Raw genomic sequence first — 19,288 nt, forward strand, 5'->3', positions numbered from 1 at the left:
CCGGATCGGATCGAGGCTTTCGGAACTGCTCGGGTGATAGGCGTTGGTTCTGCCGATCTCGTTAAGAGACGACGTCGAATTGGCTGTTGTACAGCCGGGCGTAATAGCCGTCCTGCTCCAGCAGCGCTTCGTGCGTGCCGTGCTCCACGATATCCCCGTCTTTCATGAACAAGATGAGATCCGATCCCTGAATCGTCGACAGGCGGTGGGCGATGACGAAGCTGGTTCGTCCTTCGATCATCTTCAGAAATGCCTGCTGGATGCGGATTTCGGTCAGCGTGTCGATGCTGCTGGTCGCTTCGTCCAGAATCAGCATCGGCGGATCGACCAGCATCACGCGGGCGATCGTGAGCAGCTGCCGCTGACCCTGGGACAGATTGTCGCCCGCGCCCGCGACGATCGTGTCGTATCCTTCCGGCAGCCGTTTGATAAATGCGTGCGCGTTGGCCGCCTTGGCGGCGGCGATCACTTCCGCATCGGTCGCGTCCGGCTTGCCGTAAGCGATATTGTCGCGGATACTGCCTCCGAACAGCCAAGTCTCCTGCAGCACCATCCCGAAGCTGCGGCGCAGGCTGTCCCGGGCGATATTCCGAATATTCGTGCCGTCTATGCGGATCTCTCCGCTGTCCACGTCGTAGAACCGCATCAGCAGATTCACCAGCGTCGTCTTGCCCGCGCCGGTCTGGCCTACGATCGCCACGCGCGTTCCCGGCTTCACTTCCAGGCTGAAGTTCCGGATCAACGGACGCTCGGGCGAGTACGCGAATCCGATCCGATCGAACGTGATGGTGCCCTGCCCTCCGCCGAGCTTCCGCGCATCCGGCGCGTCCGGCGTTTCTTCGGGCAAATCGAGAACTGCGAAGATCCGCTGGCCCGATGCCGTGGCCGACTGCAGCTGCGTAAGCACGCCGGTAATCTCGTTGAACGGCTTGGCGAACAGGTTCGAGAAGATGAGGAAACTCGACAGATCGCCGACGGTCAATCTGCCCGCGATGACCAGCACGCTGCCGATGACCGCAATGACGGAAAACGTGACGTTATTGACCAAGCGGGTCGTCGGATTCGCGAGCGAGCCGTAGAACTGTGATCTCATGCCCGTGCGGTAGAGCTGCTCGTTATGCCCTTTGAATTCGGCGAAAGCGCGATCTTCGTACCCGAACGCCTGCACGACGCGCTGCCCGCCGATCATTTCTTCGGCATAGCCATTCAAGCTTCCCAGCACCTTCGCCTGTTCGCGGAAAGTCTGCTGGGAACGCATCGTGATGAAGCGCGCCACGTAGTAAGCCGCCGGCGCGGACAGCAGCACGACCAAGGTCATCGCCGGGCTGATGTAGAGCATCAAAGCGATCGAGCCGACGATCGTGACGATCCCGGTCAGCAGCGTGTTGAAGCCCTGCAGCAGCCCGTCCGACACGGCATCCATATCGTTGACGAACCGGCTGATGCTGTCGCCCTGCGGCTGGTTGTCGTGATATTTGAGCGGCAGGCGGTCAAACTTGCCGAACAGCGTCTCCCGCAGCGAAAAAACGGTGCGGTACGCGACTTGGTTCGTGGTATAACTCAGCAGCCAACCGAACAAGCCGCCGACGGCGTACACGCCGCCCAGCGCCAGCAGCAGCAGCCGCAGGCGATCGAAGTCCACGCGCCCCGCGCCCGTCATCGTGTCGATGCCCTGCCCGATCAGAAGCGGTCCCGCAAGGCTGGCGGATACGCTGATCAGCGCGGCCGCCGCCGCGATCCAAACCAATCTCCGGTACCGATGGGCAAATCCGAGAATTCGGCTCCATGTTTGTCTTGTATTCATCGCCGTGCCTCCTCGCCGGATAATTGGGAATCGCAGATGTCGCGGTATACCGCGCAATCGCGCAGCAGCTCTTCGTGGCTGCCCGTGCCGACGATCCGGCCGTCGTCCATGACGATAATCCGGTCCGACTGCCGGACCGTGCTGACCCGCTGCGAAATCATGAGCACGGTCAGATCGCGGCTGTAAGCGCGCAGCGCCCTGCGCAGCGCGGCATCCGTCGCGAAATCGAGCGCGCTCGAAGAATCGTCCAGGATCAGGATTTCCGGATGAAGCGCCAGCGCGCGGGCGATCGTCAAGCGCTGCTTCTGACCGCCGGACAAGTTCTGGCCGCCCCGCGCCACCCGGGTATCCAGGCCTTCCGGCAGCTTGGCGATGAATTCCGAGGCCTGCGCCGCTTCCGCGGCGGCGGCGATTTCTTCGGTCGTCGCGTCAGGCCGTCCGAACGCGATGTTTTCGGCGATCGTGCCGCTGAACAGCAGCGCTTTTTGCGGCACGATCCCGATCTTGCGCCGCAGTTCTTCCAGCGCGTAATCCTTCACGTCCCTGCCGTCGACCCGGACGCTTCCTTCGGACACCTCGTAAAACCGCGGGATCAGATTGGCGAACGTCGTTTTGCCCGATCCGGTGCTGCCGATGACGCCGACGGTTTCCCCGCGGCGGACGGCGACCGAAATATTCTGCAAAGCCGGTTCGCCGGTTGCGCTGTAAGCGAAAGAGACCCCGTCGAACACGATCGCCGGATCGTCCGATTTTGCCGCTTCGGCCGCTGTGCCGGGGCTTGCCGGCGCCGGAGCGGCCGCTTCGCCGGCGCTTCGGATCGACGGCTCCGCCGCCAGCAGTTCGCTGACCCGCGCGGCCGACGAAGAAGCTTTGGTGAAAATGATCACCAGATTGGAGACGACGACCAGCGCGAGCAGAATCTGCGTCACGTAATTGATGAACGCGATGATCTCGCCCTGCGACAAGTTCCCGTAGTCGATCCGGATGCCGCCGGCCCACAGTACGGCGATGATCGCCGCGTTGACGACCAACGTCGTGACCGGACTGAGCAGCGCGGAAATCCGGCCGACGCGAACGGCGGTCTCGGTCAAGTCTTCCGAAGCTTCGCGGAATCGGCGCTGCTCCCGGCGGCTTTCGGCGAAGGCGCGAATGACGCGCAGCCCGGTCAGGTTCTCGCTCAGCACTTTGCCGAGGCGGTCCAATTTCCGCTGATAGCTTCGGTAAAGCGGCGAGCTTTTGGCGATGATGAAATACAGGGTTACGCCGAATACCGGCGTGGCCGCCAGCAGGATCAGCGCCAGGCGCCAATCGAGGAACAGCGACATGATGATCGCGCCGATGCAGATGAAGGGCGCACGGATCACCAGGCGAATCAGCATCGCCACGGCGAGCTGCAGCTGATTGACGTCATTGGTCAGCCGGTTGATCAAGGACGGCGTGCCGAAGCTGTCGACTTCGGCGTACGACAGCTTCCCGATATGCCGGAACAGCTTGTTGCGCAGCAGCGTGCCGAACCCCTGCGACGCGCGGGCGGCGTAATACTGGCAGATCATCGACGCGCCGAAGCCGAGCAGCGCCATCAGAACCATCAATCCGCCCATGCGGTAGACGTATCCGCTGTCGCGTTCGCCGATGCCGTGATTGACGATCAAGGCGACGATCGTCGGCAGCAGCAGTTCCAGAACCGCCTCGAGCAGTTTGAAAAGCGGCCCGAGAATGACCTCTTTTCGGTAAGGCTTTAAGTAAACGGCAAGTTTCAACACCTTGATTTCCCCCGAGTTCTGTATAGAATGTTCCGGCTTCCCGGAGCCGGACCCTTTTCGATTATGACATATCTGTTATTATATTAATAATATTGGTTTCATCTTCTTTCCATACGAAATAGATATGTCAGTTCAGGAGGAATGATTCATGGATATTCGCAGGCTCAAGTATTTTTTGGCGATTGCCGAGGAAGGACAAATCACGTCAGCGGCGCGCAGGCTGAACATGGCGCAGCCGCCGCTCAGTCAGCAGTTGAAGCTGCTGGAGGACGAATTGGGCTTGAAGCTCGTCGAGCGCGGCCCGCGAAGCATCCGGCTGACCGAAGCCGGCATGCTGCTTCGCGACCGAGCGGAGCAGATCGTCGAGCTGGCCGACTCGACCGCCCGCGAGCTCGGCGATTACGCCCGCGGCGTGCAGGGCACGCTGAGCATCGGGACCGTCTCTTCGTCGGCCGCCGCGCTGCTGGAAGAACGCTTGATGCTGTTCCACCGGCTGCATGCCGGAGCCCGCTTCGAACTGCATGAAGGCAATACGTTCCGCGTCCTCGACCTGCTGGCCAAAGGCATCGTCGAGATCGGCATCATCCGCATGCCGTTCAACGGCGCCGGGTTGGAATGCGTATACACGTCCGACGAGCCGATGGTCGCCGTCATGAGCGCGCAGCATGACTGGACGGGCGGCGCCGATTCCATCGCTCTCGAAGAACTGCGGGGCAGGCCGCTGATCCTGTACCGCCGCTTCGAGCCGCTGATCCGCGAGACCTGCCTGGAACACGGCTTCGAACCGGACTTCTTCTGCATGAACGACGACGCCCGCACCACTTTGCTCTGGGCCAACGCGGGTCTGGGCATCGGGATCGTGCCGGAGTCGGCGTTCGGCCTGCTGCGCAGCGACAACCTCGTCTGCAAAGAGATCCGTTCGGAAGCGCTGCGAACCCGCGTCGCCGCCGTTTGGATGAAAGACAAATACTTGTCCGCGCTGGCGCGGAAGTTCATCGAATGTTTCCGGGGCGAAGAGCCTTCGCTCTAAACGCGAAAAAGCGCCGACCGGTAAACGATCCCCGGCCAGCGCCTGCTTTCCTTTTTACCCACCATCGAATCGGTCCCTTAATCGGCGAGCACGACTTCGTCTCCGAGCGAAACCTCCCCCGTGCGCACGACCGAAGCGTAAACGCCGAATTTGAGATTCATCTCCCGATGGACGATCTTGAGCACGGCAGGATCTTTGGCCGCCGTATCGGGGTCCATCGTCGTCATGACGCAGCGTTCGCAAAATTCGTCCACCTGCAGTTCGACATCCCCGAGCCGCAGCCTGCGCCCGATCCAATCGCCTTCGAACGACGCCGGGTCGGACAGCGCGACGACGAAGTTCCCGCGGAACCGCCGCTGATCCAGCTCGTGTCCCCGCAGCTCCGCCAATCGCTTCAAGCCGGCGTCCGTCACCAGCAGGATGGCGGCTCCGTCCACCGACAGCAGACCCGGATGCTCCGGATGAGGGTCCTTCGGCTTCGACATCGCCACCGGTACCCGGCTTAACGCCTGAATCTCCGCCAGCAGCGATTCGTCCCAGCCGAACTTCCGGCCGTCTTCCGCCGTCACTTCGATCTCTCCGTCCCGGTAGCGGGCCCGATACGTCAACATTTCGGGAATCTTGCGGGCGGTCACGTAACGCGCCCAGCCTTCCTTGCTTTCGTCGTAAAAAGAGCAGAAACGGTCGCCTTCCAGACCGTAAGGCTCGATCCGGCATGCCTCCAACTGTTCTCCCCCGAACGACTTCACCGGATACCGGTTGATTTCCCGAATCACGCCGACTTTTACCGTCATTTCCGTATCCCCCATTTAGGCTTATGTTTCGCGCACGCTTGCGGCTTCCGCTGATTTTCAACGCTTGATAACCTTGATAACCGGATTAAAAAACTTGCGCAGCCAGTAGGCGAACACGGTCGTTCCCGTCCACGAACTGCGTTTATTTTGAACAAATTGATCGTCGATGATATACGTCCGGGTGGAGGCGGGACTCTTCAACCCGAACTCTTCCCACTTCGCCGGGTCGTTCGAGCCGTCCAGCTTGGCCAGCATGCCTGCCGTCTCCCGCTCGATTTTGTCCGGAATCTGATCGTAAGCCCGGGTGATCTCCTGATGGAACTCGTCGATGGGACTGCGGTTGACCAGCCCTTCCAAATGGATGCCCTCCCGCAGATACGAAACATAGAGCAGATGCTCGGCCCAAAACTCGTCGATGTAAAAAAGCCGCACCCGCCGTTCCGCCGGACTCATCGGCTCCTCGCCCCGCAAAATGCGGAGCCGCTTCCCGTATAAGAGCCGCCGCTGATCCTCCACCATGTCCGAATAGGCATTCAGTTCCCGGTGGATTTCGAAATGCTGGCCCACGATCGCCCGCTGGACGTGCTCGATATGGCGGAGCAGCGCCGGATCCTCCAGCGGAGCGTCCTGCCGGGGGGCGCGAACCGCTTTGTGCAGACCGAATCGGACCATCAGCTCGTCTTCCAGGCTTACAAAAAACATAGAGGCTCCGGGGTCGCCTTGGCGGCCGGCGCGCCCCCGCAGCTGATCGTCGATCCGCATGCTCTCGTTCACGTGCGTGCCCACCACGTACAATCCGCCCAATCGGGCGGCAGCTTCCGCCTGCTCGGGGCTGCCGCCGCCCAGCCGAATATCGACGCCGCGTCCCGCCATGTTCGTAGACACCGTCACGGCGCCGATCTCTCCGGCTTTGGCGATCACGGCGGCTTCCTCCCTGTCGTTTTTCGCGTTCAGAACCCGGCAGGGCACGCCGGCGTCCGACAAAGCCCGCGCCAGCCGGTCGGACGCCTCCACGCTGGGCGTGCCGATCAGAATCGGACGTCCGGTCCGATGCACGGACGAAATTTCTTGAACGACGGCTTTGAATTTGGCTTCGCTATGCGTATACATTCGATGCGGACGGTCGATCCGGACGTTTGGACGGTTCGGCGGAATCCGCACGATCTGAAGGCAATAAATATCTTCGAACTCCAGCGCGGATACGTGAGCGGTAGCCGTCATGCCGCAGATTTTCGGATACAAGCTGATGAAATGCTGAAGCGTGATCGTTCCGAGGATTTTCCCGCCGGCCTGCTGCCGAAGCCCTTCTTTGGCCGCAAGCGCCGCCTGCAGCCCGTCCGGGAGATAGCGGTTCTCCGCCACGCGGCCGGTATGGGCTTCGATCAGTTCGATGCCGTCGCCGCGCACGATGTAATCGACGTCTTTTTTCAGCAGCAGTTCCGCGTGCAGCGCGCAGTTCAGCGCCGTCAGCAGATCGCTGTTGGCGCTGTCGTACAAGCTGCCGCACCCCAGCAGCGCTTCCGCTTTCGCGGAACCTGCGTCGTTCAAATACACATTTCGGCGGAATTCGTCGAAGTCGCAGTTCTCCGCATCATCCAGCAGCCGGGCCGCTTCCGCGAAACGGACGATGTCGTCTGCCCTATTTTCCGACTCGCCGGTGACGACCAGCGGAACGCGGGCTTCGTCGAGCAGCAGCGAATCCGCTTCGTCGACGATGACGTAACGGAAAGGACGGTGCACGGTATCGGCCTCGTTCAGCGCGATCGTGTCGCGCAGATAGTCGAAACCCGCTTCTTTTGCCGTTACGTAAGTAATGTCCTGCGCATAAGCTTCCTTTTTATCCGTCAGACTCATGCCCGCTTGAACCGATCCCGCCGTCAACCCGAGAAAGCGATAAACCGGTCCCATCCACTCCGCATCCCGTTTCGCCAAATAATCGTTGAAGGTCAGCACATGGACGCTTTCGCCGGTCAGCGCGTTCAGGTAAGCGGGCATGACGGCGGAAAGCGTCTTCCCTTCTCCGGTATGCTGCTCGATCAGAAATCCTTCGTGCAGCGCGATCGCCGCCATGATCTGCACCTCGTAAGGCCGCAATCCGATCGTTCTCTTCGCCGCCTCGCCGACCAGCGCGTACGCGTCGACAAGCAGCTCGTCCAAAGACGCGCCCGATCCCGCCGCGGCTTGCAGCCTTGAAGATTCCGCTCGAAGCTGTCCGTCGCTCCAGTCTTTCAGATCCCGTGTTCGGATAAGCTCCGCTCGGCTCCGATAAGCGTTCAGTCGAACGCGAGCGTCATGGTCCTTGAATTTTCGCAGCGTTTTGACGGCCGCATCGATCATTGAGAGCCCTCCCTGTTTCCGATCCGCTTCCGGCGCGTTTATGAATCCTAATCTTCTATTCCTGCAGATTCCATCGCAACCAAATTCACCTTCATCGGTAAAATTATGAACCCGCCGGCGCATGATGTCAAAAAGCGGACAACCGAGCGGACAAACCAAAAGAGGCGTTCCGCCAAAACCGCTGAAACGCCTCTTCATTTTGCCGGAAAAAGACTTAGCGCCTCCCGCTTCGCTTTAGTCCGTCCACTCTTCTTCCAGCAGCCTTTTGAGCAGTCGGACCTGTTCCGCCCCCAGCTTCAGTTCGATACGCTTCTCCAGTTTTCCCTTGATCGCCAGCTGCTTGTCGCAGGCTTTCTGTCCCCGCTCCGTCAATCTCATGCAGCGCTCGCGCCGACTGGGCGAATCTTCCGACTCCTCCAAATATCCGCCTTCGAGCAGCCCCTGAACGCTTTTGTGGGTGCCCTGCCGGGTCAGGCTGACCGCTCGGCCGATCTCCGAGATCGAGATCCGTCCCGCCGCCTCGACGACCACCAAAATATGCGTTTCCGTCCGGTTCAGCACCTCGCCGTCCATCTCCGCCACCTTTCTGCGCAGTTCAAGGTGCTTTTCGCTCATTAAGTCAATCAAGTTGGCCGCATTCGTCATCGGTTCAGTGCTCCTTCGGATTCGTCTTCTATGCGCTATAATCGTAAACCAGGTTGACATTCAAGTTTTCTTAATGATATTGTAAACCAGGTGGACAATAAAAATAAACCCCGAACGGGGATAAGGAGTCGGAGTCATGGGCAAGACGAAAAAGGAAAATCTGATTTTCACGACGATGATGTGCGCGCTGATGGTGCTGGGCATGACGGTGTATAATGTACTGCTGCTGGAAGGATTTACGGGAGAAGCGTTTAAAACGATGGCCATCGGCTACGTGCCGGCGTTCCTGGTCGCGCTGATTCTCGATATTTTCATCGTCGGCGCGGTGGCAAAAGGAATCGCCGGACGACTTCTCAAACCGGGCAGCCCGATGATTCAAAAAGTGCTGACGATCTCCTGCTTCATGGTCATCGGCATGGTGCTGCTGATGTCCTTCTACGGCGCCGTAACGCACGTCGGCTTCGGGCCGGAACTCGGAGAGGCTTACGTCCGCAATCTGTGGCTCAACTTCATCTGTGCGCTTCCGCTTCAGCTGGCGGTCGTTGGTCCGCTGACGCGTGCCGTTTTCTTGAAAATATTCCCGCCGCATGCTTCCGAGTCTCAGGCGGCCGCCGCTTGATCGGCAGCAATAAACCGAAAAAATCCAAAGACGCGATCCCGACCGAGGCCGGGATCGCGTCTTTTTGGCTTATTTGCTTTTTCGACCGGCATTGCGCTTCCGCTTCAGACGGCGGAACGGGAGCCGGACTTCCTCGCAAACACCGCGAAATACAGCAGGGCGGCCGCGAAGATCCAGACCGCGAACCATCCGAAGACGGAGCCGAACGTGCCGGAATCGCCCGCTCTGCCGTCCAGAACCGCTCCGAGCACGGACGTGCCCACGGCTCCGGCGATAAAGCTGGCCATCATGTAGACGACCATGCCGACGCCCGTTTGCGGGCCGCTCAGCGTCCGCGTGACCGTATTCGCCATCGTAATCTGCGTGAAGGTCAATCCCGTAGGGATCTTCAGCGCTCGATGCTTCGCACGAACCGTCCGATCCTCCGGGCGGCTTCGAGCAGCGCCGCTTCTTCGCGCACGAGCGAGAAGCGGACATAGCCTTCTCCTTCGGCCCCGAACGCGCTGCCCGGAATCGAGCCGACGCCCTCCCGCAGCATCAGCTCCCGAGAGAACTCTTTGGACGTCCAGCGGGCTTCGCCTTCCGTCAGCTTCCGCGGCAGCTTCGTCCAGACGAACATGGTCGCGCCGGGACTGCGCACGCTCCAACCCTCGCCGGCCAGCGCATCGACGAACGCATCGCGCCTGCTCTCGTACAGCGGAGCCACGCCCCGGTCGCCCTCCGGCGCCGCCATGGCCTGCTCCAGCGCGAAGACGGCCGTTTCCTGAATCGGCTCGAACGCGCCGAAGTCGATATGGCCTTTGAGCTCGCGCAGCGCGCCGACGGCTTCCGCATTACCCGCCGCAAATCCGATCCGGCAGCCGGCCATATTGAAGCTTTTCGAGAAGGAATGCAGTTCCACCGCCGTCTCCTTCGCTCCCGGAACTTCCAGCACGCTGATGGGATGATGGCCGTCGAAGCCCATCTCCGAATAGGCCAGATCGTGCACGATCAGCACGTTCCGCTTTTTCGCCAGCGAGACCAGCTTCTCGAAGAACGCGTAATCGGCCAAAGCCGCGACCGGGTTGCCCGGGAAATTCAGCAGAATGAACGTCGCCCGTTCCCAGACTTCCGCCGGGATTGCGTCCAGATCGGGCAGGAAATCGTTCTCCTCCCGAAGCGGCAGCAGCCACGGCGTTACGCCGGCAATCGCCAGCGATCCGGCATAAATCGGATAGCCGGGGTCCGGCAGGATCGCCAGGTCTCCGGGATTGCAGACCGCCTGGGCCAGATGCGCCAGGCCGTCCTGGGAACCGAGCAGCGGCAAAATTTCCGTTCCCGGGTCCAATTCCGCTCCGAAACGGAACTTCATCCAATCCGCGCACCGTTCGCGAAAAGCGGCCGTTCCCCTCGTCCCCGGATAGGTGTAGGCATCCTTCCGCAGAACCGCCTCGCTCAGCCTGCGCCGGATCTCTTCCGAAGGCGGCTCGTCCGGCGCTCCGATCCCCAGATTAATGATCTCTTTGCCGGCCTGCTCCGCTTCTTCTCTCCACCCCGCCGCTTCGGAGAAGATCGACGAGCCCATGGAGCCGAGTTTGTCGGCTTTCCACGAACGCTTTTTCCTGCCCGCGCCGCCGCCTCGTATGCTGTCCAGCTCCATGATGTACCAGGCATCGCACGCGAAATGCTCCGAACCTTCCAGCGGGGCGTCCAGTTCGCGGAAGCCGTGCTTGCGGTAAAAGCGGTTGGCGGCGTGCATATTGCTCAGCGTCTCCAGATAGCAGCGGCCGTAATGCTTCCCCGCAAAGCCCAGCGCGATGCGCAGCAGCTTCCCCGCGATTCCCGTGCCGCGGGCTTCTTCGTACAGATACATTTTCTGCAGCTCGCATACGTCGTCCGAGCCGGCATAAGGCGCGATGCCGCAGCCGCCGATGATCCGCCCCGCTTCCTCCACGACCCAATAAGCCCGGTTCGCGTAAGGTTCCTCGCCTTCCCGGGCATTGTACTCATGGTACAAATCGCTCAAGCCGGGATCCGCCCAAGCCAGTCCTTCCCGGTTGCCGCCGAATTCGATCAGGCACTCCCGGATGACCCGTTCGATGGCCGCGTTGTCTTCCGTACGTATCTCTCTGATTTCCACTCTTCGCTGCCTCCTCGATCTCTGATGCCCTTAAGCCTTTGCTTGGTTCGCTCTATCGAGCATACACAGGAACGTCCGGGCAAGGCAAGTCCCCGCCTCCCGTTTTCCGTCGCCCGGCATGGCAAAAAGCGGCGCCGCCGTCCGGCGTGCCGCTTCTTTTTTCGATCCGCGCCGAACTTGCCCGCCTCGGACGAACGCCGCTTATTTGCGCAGGTCCGTTCGGCGTACCGCTTCGGTTCAGCCTTCATTGCTGCCGTATATGGCGTCGAACACGAGCCGGCTCGCCGCCGAAATGCGCCCGCGATCGCCGTTCTCCAGCCAGGCCAGCTCTTCGATCTCCGCCGCGGGCGTCAGCTCTCCTTCGTAATCGGCGCAATAGCATGTCATGCGCACCGTGATGCCGTCCGCTTTGCCGTCCGCCGGAGCTTCGAAGACGCCGAAGAGCTTGGCCGTTTCCGGTTTGATCCGCACGCTCAGCTCTTCTTCGATCTCGCGCGCCAGCGTCTCGACGTCGCTTTCTCCGGGTTCGCGTTTGCCGCCGGGAAAGTAATAGATCTCTTTGCCTTTGGAGCGGGCGCTCAGCACTCGGCCCCGCTCCACCCGAATCCAGGCGATTTTATCGATCGTCGTCGGCTTTTTGTTCTCCGCCGCTTGTCCGTTTTCGCGCTGTTCCATATCTCTGTCCTCTCCGATCCGTTCGTTTCGTTTTTATGCGTTTTCCTTGGTTTTGTTTCCTGATTTCTCCTCTGCAGGCGTTCCTTCCGCGGACCGAGCCTTTACGGCGTATCGCCCAGCGGGGAAGCCGAACGCTCCGACGCTTCCGTTTTCTTTTTCCCGCCGAATTTGAATACATAGATGCCGCCGATCAGAACCGCGACGCCGGCGATTTGTTTCCAATCGAAGTCCACCTTCTCGAGTCCCAGCCAGCCCATCGAATCGAACAGCAGCGCAAAGCCGAGCTGGGCGGTCAGCGTCACCGATACGGAAAACGTCGGGCCGAGAATCTTGACGCCGAGCACCAGGCAGATGACGACGCCCACGCCGATCATGCCGCTGAACCAGTACCACGGCTGCATATGCTGAAGCTGGAACGTTCGTCCTCCTTCGAAAATCAGGCTGCACGCCAGCGAAGCGAGAAAGCCCATTCCCAGTACCCAGGTCGTCGTCGCCCAAGAGCCCATATGAATGTCCGTCCGGTTGTTAAAGATCGTCTGCAGCGCGACCATCGCTCCGGCGAATGCCGCCAGGAGCAGTCCGAATGCCATAACTGATTGCCTCCTTCAATGTTCGTACAAATTCCGTCCCGCCAGCCGTTCCAGCCCAGGCCGGTTCCGCACATGCAGATAGCCGCCGCTTCGCTCGACCAGTCCCTCTTCCGACAGTTTGCGGATGACGCGGTTAAGGTGGCGGTAGCTCGTACCGATCAGATTGGCCGTGTCGGTCAGCCGAGAAATGGCCAACCGGCCTTCGAAGCCCGCGTCGCTCTCGTCGTAACAGACCGACAGCAGATAGCTCGCCAGGCGCACCTCCACCGGAACCATCAGGTTGAAGCTGAGGAAGTCCGATTTGATGTAAAATTTTTTCGTGATGATATCCAGCATGAACCGCAGCAGCGGCGCATGATCGTCCCCGTATTTCTTCAGCATTTTTCCCGATATGCCGATCACCTCGGCCGGCGAGACCGCTTCGACCGTATTGATGATATCTAATCCCCGGACGTATTCGATGTCTCCGATGACTTCGGGCGGATTCTTGAACGAAATGACGAGCGTGCGCCCTTCCGGCGACGTCGTATGGATTTTGATTTTGCCTTTTACGAGCATGTATACCGTCTCCGCCGGCGCTCCCTGGCTGCACAGCTCCTCGCCCGGATCGAACGCGTACAGCCTGAGATGCGGACGGAGCGGTTCGTGAAACGCTTCTTCCAAATGATGCTGCGCCAAATAAGCGTCCAACCGTCCGGGTTCCCTGATCTCTCTCATGCCAAAACTCCTTAACTTACAGCCTCGTAATCCGTCACTTGTTCGTAATCGGTCACATTTTCATAATAAGTACGCCGCCGATCATCATCGCCAATCCGATAAACTGCGGAACGCCCATTTTGCTCTTCGACGTGCCGAACCAGCCGAACGTATCGATCAGGAACGTGACGCACAGCTGGGCGATAAGCAGCGCGGAGATCGTGAACGTGACTCCGATGGTCTGAATGGCCGTCACTTCGCTGAAAATGATGACCGAACCGAACGCGCCCCCGGCCAGATACAGCGGCTTGACCCGCCGGAATCCGCCCAGATCGCCGTCCCTGACAAACAGATAGATCGCCAGCGCCATGATAAATCCGGTCAGCTGCGTGATGGTCGCCGCCTGCCAAGTCCCGATATCGTCGCTGATCCGGGAATTGGCGACGCCCTGCAGCGTAATGCAGGCGCCGCCCGCAAAAGCGAATAGTATGCCTCTGAACACCTTTTTTGCCTCCGTTTCCTTCTTCGGCGCTTCCTTCTCGAAAAGCCCTGCCGATTTCCTTCCCCATTATACGGATAGAGCGGCGGGAACAGGGAAGGACATATGTCCCAAATTTCGAAATTCGCATCAGAAAAAGCTTTTCCCCGCCCTGGGACGGAGAAAAGCTCGAAAGGATCGTCGTTATTGCATTCAATCCGCAGCTGCCGGCTCGCTCAGTCGGCCGCGCAAAAATTCGGTCACTTTTCCGGTGTACAGCGGCTTGTTGACCAGGAACGAATCGCCGTGTCCCGCGCCTTCGACGATAAGCAGCTCTTTGTCCGACGGACAAGCGGCATACAATTCGTGCACCATCGAAGTCGGCACGAATTCGTCGTTCGATCCGTGAATGAACAGCATCGGAGTCCGGCATCGGCGTACCTGTTCCAGCGCGGAAGCTTCCGTGAAGGAGTAGCCGGCCTTGAAGCGGGTCAGCGCCTCGGTCGCCGGCAGCATCGGAAACGCCGGAATTTTGTACATGCGCTTCATCTGATACGCCAGCTCGTCGCGCACCGAGGTATAGCCGCAGTCTTCGACGATCGCTTTGACATGCGGCGGCAGATCTTCTCCGCTCGTCATCATGACGGTCGCGCCGCCCATGGAAATGCCGTGCAGCACGATCTCCGCTCCCGGGCCGTCCTGCGCGATGATCTGGCGGATCCATCCCAGATAATCGACGCGCTCCGGCCAGCCGTAGCCGATATAATCGCCTTCGCTGCGCCCGTGTCCCCGCGCGTCGGGTACAAGTACGTTCATGCCCATATCCTCGTAATAGAATTTTGCCACTCCGCTCATGATCGAAGCATCGCCGGAATAGCCGTGCGCCAAGATGGCCGTGCGTGTCGTCGGCTGCTGCGCAGGCAAGTAATACGCGTGCAGTTTCAGCCCGTCGCCGGACAGCAGCGTGCGTTCTTCGAATGACTGGAGCGCCCACCAATTGCGGCTGGCGGTCGTCTCCGTCTGCACGTCGGGATTCGGCTGAAGGCCCGGGTCGGCATCGAGAAACGTTTTCGGCGCGCGGGCAACGGCCAGTTTATAGAAATAGAAGCTGCCTGCGACGACGGCCGCCGCCGGAACGGCGGCGATGCCCAGCGCGGTCAGCAGCGCTTTGGATTTTTTCATGCGGGTTCTCTCCTTTTTTTGGCGAAGCCGGGCTTCGTCCCGGCCGCAAACTCAGACTCGGACGACGCGCGTCATCGCATTGATCATGCCTGCATGCTGGTTCATGTGGCCCACGTTCAGCATCACCAGATCGCCGAGGGTTTCGGCTTTGGCGAAATTGTCGGTATTCGCGAGCGGCTCGTCCAGTTTGTCGGCATAAGCGTCGCGGAAGCGCTGAGGCAGTTCGCGGATCGCTTCGATCAGTTCCTCCCAGGCCGGCGGCTCGCCCTGCCAGTCGGCCGGCTTCGTGCCGGGCGCGAAAAAGGTCGTATAGGCCGCGGGCAGCAGCGGCTGCCGCCCGGACAGCCCGTTGACCACCCGGTCGCTGACCGTAATAATATGCCCCAGCTGCCAGTGCAGATTGTTGTTGAATCCTTCGGGCACGACCGTGCGCGCTTCTTCGGAGACGTTCTCCGCATATTTCAAAATTACTCCCTGCACCCTGTCCATCAGTTTGAATACGTAAACGTCAGTCATTTTGTCCCTCCATGCAACGCGGCGCAGCATCTTAACACGCTGCGGCGGCGGATTTTTGGTCCATTCTTTTTCAAACTCGCTTTTTAAGTATACAACGCGGCTTTTTCCCGGAGCAATGCGCCGATTGTAAAATCGGTTGTTTCACTTTGCCGGCGGATGCCTTTATGGGGAGTAGAACCTGATTGCAATCCGAAAGGAGCCTGCCGCTTGAATTCTTCAAACGAATCCGCGAAAAACGCTTTGTTCACGCCGGGATTTGCTCAAGACCCTTATCCGGTATACGCCCGGATGAGAGAAGAAGAACCGATCGCGAAACTCATGTTCCCCGACGGACAGTTCGGTTGGATGATCACCCGCTACGAAGATGCCGTCGACGTGCTCAAAGACAACCGCTTCATCAAAGATATGACCAAAATATTCGGAAACGGCTATCAAAGCATTTTCACGAGCAACATGCTGTTCTCCGATCCGCCGGACCACCGCCGGCTGCGCGGACTCGTCCAACAGGGTTTCACGCCGAAGCTGGTCGAAAGCATGCGCGAGCATATCCAACAGATCGCGGACGGCCTGCTGGATGCCGTCGAAGGGCGCAGCGAAATGTCGCTGATCGACGATTTCGCTTTCCCGCTGCCGATTATCGTCATCAGCGAGATCCTCGGCGTGCCGATCGAGGACCAGGACAAATTCCGCGTCTGGTCGAATTCGATCATCGGGGCTTCGAACTCCGAAGAAGGCCCTCAGGTCTATCAGCATATGCAGGAATTCACCGCCTATCTCGGCCAATGGTTCGAGAAAGTTCGGCAGGAGCCCGGCGACGATCTGATCAGCCAGCTGATCATGGCCGAAGAAGCCGGCGAGAAGCTGTCCGAGCAGGAGATCTACGGGGTCGTGGCGCTGCTGATCATCGCCGGACACGAGACGACGGTCAATCTGATCGGCAACGGCATGATCTCGCTGCTGCAGCATCCCGACCAGCTGCGCAAGCTGCAGGAAGACCCCTCTCTCGTCAAGGGCGCGATCGAAGAAATGCTGCGCTATAACGGTCCGGTCGAGTTCAGCACGTCCAGATGGGCGGGCGAAGACCTGGAATTCCGCGGCCACCAGATGAAGCGCGGCGACCTCGTCGTCGTGGCGCTCGATTCCGCGGACCGCGACGGCGAGCAGTTCGCCGATCCGGATCTGTTCGACATCACCCGCGAACGCAGCCGCCATCTGGCGTTCGGCCATGGCATCCATATGTGCCTCGGTGCCCCTTTGGCGCGGCTCGAAGGCGAGATCGCGGTCAATACGCTGCTGCGCAGATTCCCGAATATCCGCCTGCGCGAAGACGCGGGCGAACTGGAATGGCGGCCGGGCATGATCGTCCGCGGCGTCAAGGAGATTCCGTTATCGCTGTAACGAAACCTAGAAACGTTGAAAAGCCGCTTTTCCCGTTCGGGAAGGCGGCTTTTCTCATGTGCGATTTCTCTTATTCTTTCAGGAAAACGACCCGGTTCTTGCCTTCGCGCTTGGCTTTCATCATGGCCCGGTCGGCTTGGGCAATGAAATGCGTAAAGCGATGTTCCGGCGTCGGACGCATGACCGTTCCCCCGATGCTGACCGTGACATAGTCCCCGCCTCTTCCTTCGTCCCGGCTCATCTGCAGACCCAGCACGCCTTCGCGCAGTTGTTCGGCCAGGTCCTCCGCGCGTTCGGCGTGCTCGCCGTCCAGCCGTAGCATAAAGGTACCGCCGCCGAAGCGCGAAACACTGGCTTCGTACTGTCTTCCGAACAGATCCAACACCTGGGCCACGCTCTGGATGCACAGGTCGCCGCCCTGCAGGCCGTGAACCGCGTTGTAAGCGCGGAAATCGTCGATATCGATTTCAAGCAGCGCGATCGGCGATGCTCCGTTCTCCGGAGCCGCCAGCCAGTCCTGTTCGATCCGCTCTTCGAAAGCCCGGCGGTTCGGCAGGTCCGTCAGAGGATCGGTCGTCATGTAGCTGCTCAGCTGATCGGTAATGCTGATATATTCGGTCTGCTGTTCTTCCGTCCCTGCCGCCTGCCGCGCGATCAGCATGATTGAAGGCCTTCCGCTGTGCGAAACGGCAGCCAGCGTAATATCGAGCTGCAGCTGCTCGCAGTTGACGTTCACGAAAGCCTGGCTTCCCGATACGAGCGCCGAAGCGTCTTTTTCCAGCTGAAGCAGCAGCCGGCGCATCGGCTCGCGCGATTCTTCCAGCACAAACGGAAGAAAATCGAGACCGATCAGTTCTTCCTTGTCCGCTTCGCCGAGCAGCTTCGCCGCCTGTTCGTTGCAGTAGACGATATGGCGGTCGGTAATCGTGAAGAAAGCGACCGGCGAATATTCCATCAGCTGCAAATAGCGCTGTTCGTTCTGCCGCAGCATGCGGGAATTTTGCAGCGCCTGCTCTTCCGCGCGCTGCAGATCGCTTTTGGTCTGGTTATCGACGACTGCGCGCAGTTCGATCAAAGCGTTCAGCTCTTCCGTCTTCCACTCCAGCGCGGTTCCCTGCACGACTTGGCGCCATTTTTCGAACGATTTGCGCGGCGACAGGCGAATACCGTCGTCTTCCTGGATTACCGCCTTGGCTGGATCGCCGGCCCAGTCCACGACCTGCAGCACTTCCGGCCGGAACCAGATGATATAGTTCTGCTGACCCGGAGACAGCGCCACATAGAGCGCGCCCGAAGCTTTAGCCTTATAGGCGGCCGCCGGCGAAAATTCCAGGCTCAGCCGGGAAGTCTGATGCGCGTAATTTTTCGCTTTGCCGCCCATCCAACCGGCAAGTTCGCGCACCTGTCCGGGCGCCGGCGTATCGCCGAACAGCAGCAGTTTATCGTTGTAGCTGACCGCGGCGCCCGAAGCGCTCATCATCTGCAGCAGCCGGTTTTCGGATGCGTACAGATCTTCCACGACGTGGAACGGGCTGGAGTTTGCCGTGAAGATTTTCGCGATCCGCGAAGCTTCGGTCCGCAGCCGCAGCTCGGCCTGATATTCGTCCAGCTGCTGCCGCTGATACAATTCGTTCGAGAAAAAGGCCCCGAGGAAGTTGCACAAATTGCGGATCCGGTGCGTGACGTACTTCGGCGAATAGTGGTGGCAGGTGATCATGCCCCACAGCCGGCCGTCGTGGATCAGCGAAATGGTGACGGTCGCGTATACGCCCATGTTTTTCAAATACTCGATATGCATCGGCGAGACGCTTCGCAGCACGGAAAGACTCAAGTTGAGCGGTCTGCCGGTAAGCGGCTGCACCGTCGGCACGATCTCGACCGGCGTATAATCGACGTCGACGATCGTTCTCAACCAGTTGCGAAGATACAGCGCCCGCGCCTGCTTCGGAATGTCCGAGGCCGGATAGTGATGGCCCAGAAACGGCTCCAGCTCAGGCTTTTTCGCTTCGGCCACAACTTTGCCGTTCCATTCCTTGTCGAATTCGTAGATCATGACGCGGTCGTAGCCGAGAATTTCTTTGACCTGCTCCGCCGCCACCTGGCTGGCCGCGTAGCGGTTGGAAGTCTGCTTGAGCTTGACGAAAAAGTTCCGGATCCAGTGGAAATCTTCGCTGCCTTCCGCGTTATCGTCGGTTTCCAGTTCCAGTTCGAGAATCAGCAGCCCTTCGCTCTCGTGCGCGACGGCCGTAAAGCGAACGGGCAGCCCGTCCACTTCGATAAGCAGTTTCAAATACTGCAGATCCGACGAAGCGACGGCGTTCAGATCGCGCTTGACGAGATCCATCATGACTTCCTGGCCGATCAAATCGACCAGCGGCGTGCCGAGCAGTTCGTCCGGCGTCCGCCCGAGCAGGTCGCCGGAATTGCGGCTGCACTGAACGATTTTCCCCGTAGGGGTGCGGCGTGCCGCAAGCAGTACGCCGTTCGGCTGGATCATGCCCGGAATGTGGATCGGTTCTTTGTCGCAGTTGGTCAGGTCGATCGGTTCGTTCGTGACAAAGTCGCCTCCGGTCAGCAGGGAACGGTTCAGCGGCTCGTTTTCGGAATTGGGATTGATGTGGGACATGAATGGACATTAACCT

The 19,288-nt window shown here is 59.8% G+C and carries 17 protein-coding genes and 1 pseudogene; 3 read left to right on the forward strand and 15 right to left on the reverse strand.

Annotated features, from left to right (window positions below):
• Positions 1-61 precede the first annotated feature (61 nt).
• Together GYN08_RS05295 and GYN08_RS05300 are read right to left on the reverse strand one after the other, a co-directional pair.
• The gene (locus tag GYN08_RS05295; protein WP_166272966.1) at positions 62-1,804 is read right to left on the reverse strand and encodes an ABC transporter ATP-binding protein; all 1,743 of its coding nucleotides are present in this window, start codon (positions 1,802-1,804) and stop codon (positions 62-64) included.
• Positions 1,801-3,567: an ABC transporter ATP-binding protein gene (locus GYN08_RS05300; protein ID WP_166272967.1), complete on the reverse strand. Its 1,767-nt coding sequence runs from the start codon at positions 3,565-3,567 to the stop codon at positions 1,801-1,803. Before GYN08_RS05300 ends, GYN08_RS05295 begins: the two co-directional genes overlap by 4 nt.
• A gap of 148 nt (positions 3,568-3,715) precedes the next feature.
• Between GYN08_RS05300 and GYN08_RS05305 the strand changes: the two genes are divergently transcribed.
• Positions 3,716-4,597 (forward strand): LysR family transcriptional regulator, encoded by an 882-nt coding sequence (locus GYN08_RS05305; RefSeq protein WP_166272968.1) that lies wholly within the window; start codon positions 3,716-3,718, stop codon positions 4,595-4,597.
• Between the two features lie 77 nt (positions 4,598-4,674).
• Here the strand turns inward: GYN08_RS05305 and GYN08_RS05310 are convergent, their stop codons facing one another.
• From GYN08_RS05310 to GYN08_RS05320, 3 genes are all read right to left on the reverse strand, one after another.
• Complete coding sequence (locus GYN08_RS05310; protein ID WP_166272969.1) at positions 4,675-5,391, reverse strand: MOSC domain-containing protein; 717 nt, start codon at positions 5,389-5,391, stop codon at positions 4,675-4,677.
• A 57-nt stretch (positions 5,392-5,448) separates the two neighbouring features.
• Positions 5,449-7,725, reverse strand: a complete 2,277-nt coding sequence (locus GYN08_RS05315; RefSeq protein WP_166273138.1) for a preprotein translocase subunit SecA — start codon at positions 7,723-7,725, stop codon at positions 5,449-5,451.
• Positions 7,726-7,962: 237 nt separating this feature from the next.
• The gene (locus GYN08_RS05320; RefSeq protein WP_166272970.1) at positions 7,963-8,373 is read right to left on the reverse strand and encodes a MarR family winged helix-turn-helix transcriptional regulator; all 411 of its coding nucleotides are present in this window, start codon (positions 8,371-8,373) and stop codon (positions 7,963-7,965) included.
• A 136-nt stretch (positions 8,374-8,509) separates the two neighbouring features.
• Here GYN08_RS05320 and GYN08_RS05325 point away from each other — a divergent pair, with 136 nt between their 5' ends.
• Entirely contained in the window at positions 8,510-8,992 is a 483-nt protein-coding gene (locus GYN08_RS05325; protein ID WP_166272971.1) for a DUF2798 domain-containing protein, read from the forward strand.
• Between the two features lie 104 nt (positions 8,993-9,096).
• Here GYN08_RS05325 and GYN08_RS05330 read toward each other — a convergent pair whose 3' ends face one another.
• From GYN08_RS05330 to GYN08_RS05365, 9 genes and pseudogenes are all read right to left on the reverse strand, one after another.
• Positions 9,097-9,366: a hypothetical protein gene (locus tag GYN08_RS05330; protein ID WP_328802891.1), complete on the reverse strand. Its 270-nt coding sequence runs from the start codon at positions 9,364-9,366 to the stop codon at positions 9,097-9,099.
• Between the two features lie 14 nt (positions 9,367-9,380).
• A complete protein-coding gene (locus GYN08_RS05335) occupies positions 9,381-10,631 on the reverse strand; it encodes an aminotransferase class I/II-fold pyridoxal phosphate-dependent enzyme (RefSeq protein WP_235945916.1) in 1,251 nt (416 codons plus the stop codon).
• A gap of 51 nt (positions 10,632-10,682) precedes the next feature.
• Positions 10,683-11,111, reverse strand: a pseudogene (locus tag GYN08_RS23630) (GNAT family N-acetyltransferase); the annotation flags it as partial.
• A gap of 237 nt (positions 11,112-11,348) precedes the next feature.
• Positions 11,349-11,786: an NUDIX hydrolase gene (locus tag GYN08_RS05340; RefSeq protein ID WP_166272973.1), complete on the reverse strand. Its 438-nt coding sequence runs from the start codon at positions 11,784-11,786 to the stop codon at positions 11,349-11,351.
• 101 nt (positions 11,787-11,887) lie between these two features.
• On the reverse strand, positions 11,888-12,376 hold the full coding sequence (locus GYN08_RS05345) for a DMT family transporter (protein ID WP_166272974.1): 489 nt from the start codon (positions 12,374-12,376) through the stop codon (positions 11,888-11,890).
• Positions 12,377-12,391: 15 nt separating this feature from the next.
• Complete coding sequence (locus GYN08_RS05350) at positions 12,392-13,093, reverse strand: Crp/Fnr family transcriptional regulator (protein ID WP_166272975.1); 702 nt, start codon at positions 13,091-13,093, stop codon at positions 12,392-12,394.
• A 52-nt stretch (positions 13,094-13,145) separates the two neighbouring features.
• Positions 13,146-13,574, reverse strand: a complete 429-nt coding sequence (locus GYN08_RS05355; RefSeq protein ID WP_166272976.1) for a DMT family transporter — start codon at positions 13,572-13,574, stop codon at positions 13,146-13,148.
• Between the two features lie 189 nt (positions 13,575-13,763).
• Complete coding sequence (locus tag GYN08_RS05360) at positions 13,764-14,732, reverse strand: alpha/beta hydrolase (protein ID WP_166272977.1); 969 nt, start codon at positions 14,730-14,732, stop codon at positions 13,764-13,766.
• 51 nt (positions 14,733-14,783) lie between these two features.
• The gene (locus GYN08_RS05365) at positions 14,784-15,248 is read right to left on the reverse strand and encodes a DinB family protein (protein ID WP_166272978.1); all 465 of its coding nucleotides are present in this window, start codon (positions 15,246-15,248) and stop codon (positions 14,784-14,786) included.
• 156 nt (positions 15,249-15,404) lie between these two features.
• Here GYN08_RS05365 and GYN08_RS05370 point away from each other — a divergent pair, with 156 nt between their 5' ends.
• Positions 15,405-16,646 carry a cytochrome P450 family protein gene (locus GYN08_RS05370; protein WP_166272979.1) on the forward strand — a complete coding sequence of 414 codons (1,242 nt, stop codon included), beginning with the start codon at positions 15,405-15,407 and terminating at the stop codon, positions 16,644-16,646.
• A 70-nt stretch (positions 16,647-16,716) separates the two neighbouring features.
• Here the strand turns inward: GYN08_RS05370 and GYN08_RS05375 are convergent, their stop codons facing one another.
• Positions 16,717-19,272 (reverse strand): sensor domain-containing diguanylate cyclase, encoded by a 2,556-nt coding sequence (locus GYN08_RS05375; protein ID WP_166272980.1) that lies wholly within the window; start codon positions 19,270-19,272, stop codon positions 16,717-16,719.
• Positions 19,273-19,288 lie beyond the last annotated feature (16 nt).

Origin of the sequence: Saccharibacillus alkalitolerans (assembly GCF_011090185.1) — a bacterium.
Classification (GTDB): Bacteria; Bacillota; Bacilli; order Paenibacillales; family Paenibacillaceae; genus Saccharibacillus; species Saccharibacillus alkalitolerans.

Coding starts and splice junctions, on each gene's coding strand:
- GYN08_RS05320 (WP_166272970.1), bottom strand. CDS start 8,373: ATGACGAATGCGGCCAACTTGATTGACTTAATGAGCGAAAAGCACCTT.
- GYN08_RS05375 (WP_166272980.1), bottom strand. CDS start 19,272: ATGTCCCACATCAATCCCAATTCCGAAAACGAGCCGCTGAACCGTTCC.
- GYN08_RS05370 (WP_166272979.1), top strand. CDS start 15,405: ATGCCTTTATGGGGAGTAGAACCTGATTGCAATCCGAAAGGAGCCTGC.
- GYN08_RS05305 (WP_166272968.1), top strand. CDS start 3,716: ATGGATATTCGCAGGCTCAAGTATTTTTTGGCGATTGCCGAGGAAGGA.
- GYN08_RS05335 (WP_235945916.1), bottom strand. CDS start 10,631: ATGGAGCTGGACAGCATACGAGGCGGCGGCGCGGGCAGGAAAAAGCGT.
- GYN08_RS05365 (WP_166272978.1), bottom strand. CDS start 15,248: ATGACTGACGTTTACGTATTCAAACTGATGGACAGGGTGCAGGGAGTA.
- GYN08_RS05345 (WP_166272974.1), bottom strand. CDS start 12,376: ATGGCATTCGGACTGCTCCTGGCGGCATTCGCCGGAGCGATGGTCGCG.
- GYN08_RS05360 (WP_166272977.1), bottom strand. CDS start 14,732: ATGAAAAAATCCAAAGCGCTGCTGACCGCGCTGGGCATCGCCGCCGTT.
- GYN08_RS05350 (WP_166272975.1), bottom strand. CDS start 13,093: ATGAGAGAGATCAGGGAACCCGGACGGTTGGACGCTTATTTGGCGCAG.
- GYN08_RS05295 (WP_166272966.1), bottom strand. CDS start 1,804: ATGAATACAAGACAAACATGGAGCCGAATTCTCGGATTTGCCCATCGG.
- GYN08_RS05310 (WP_166272969.1), bottom strand. CDS start 5,391: ATGACGGTAAAAGTCGGCGTGATTCGGGAAATCAACCGGTATCCGGTG.
- GYN08_RS05325 (WP_166272971.1), top strand. CDS start 8,510: ATGGGCAAGACGAAAAAGGAAAATCTGATTTTCACGACGATGATGTGC.
- GYN08_RS05340 (WP_166272973.1), bottom strand. CDS start 11,786: ATGGAACAGCGCGAAAACGGACAAGCGGCGGAGAACAAAAAGCCGACG.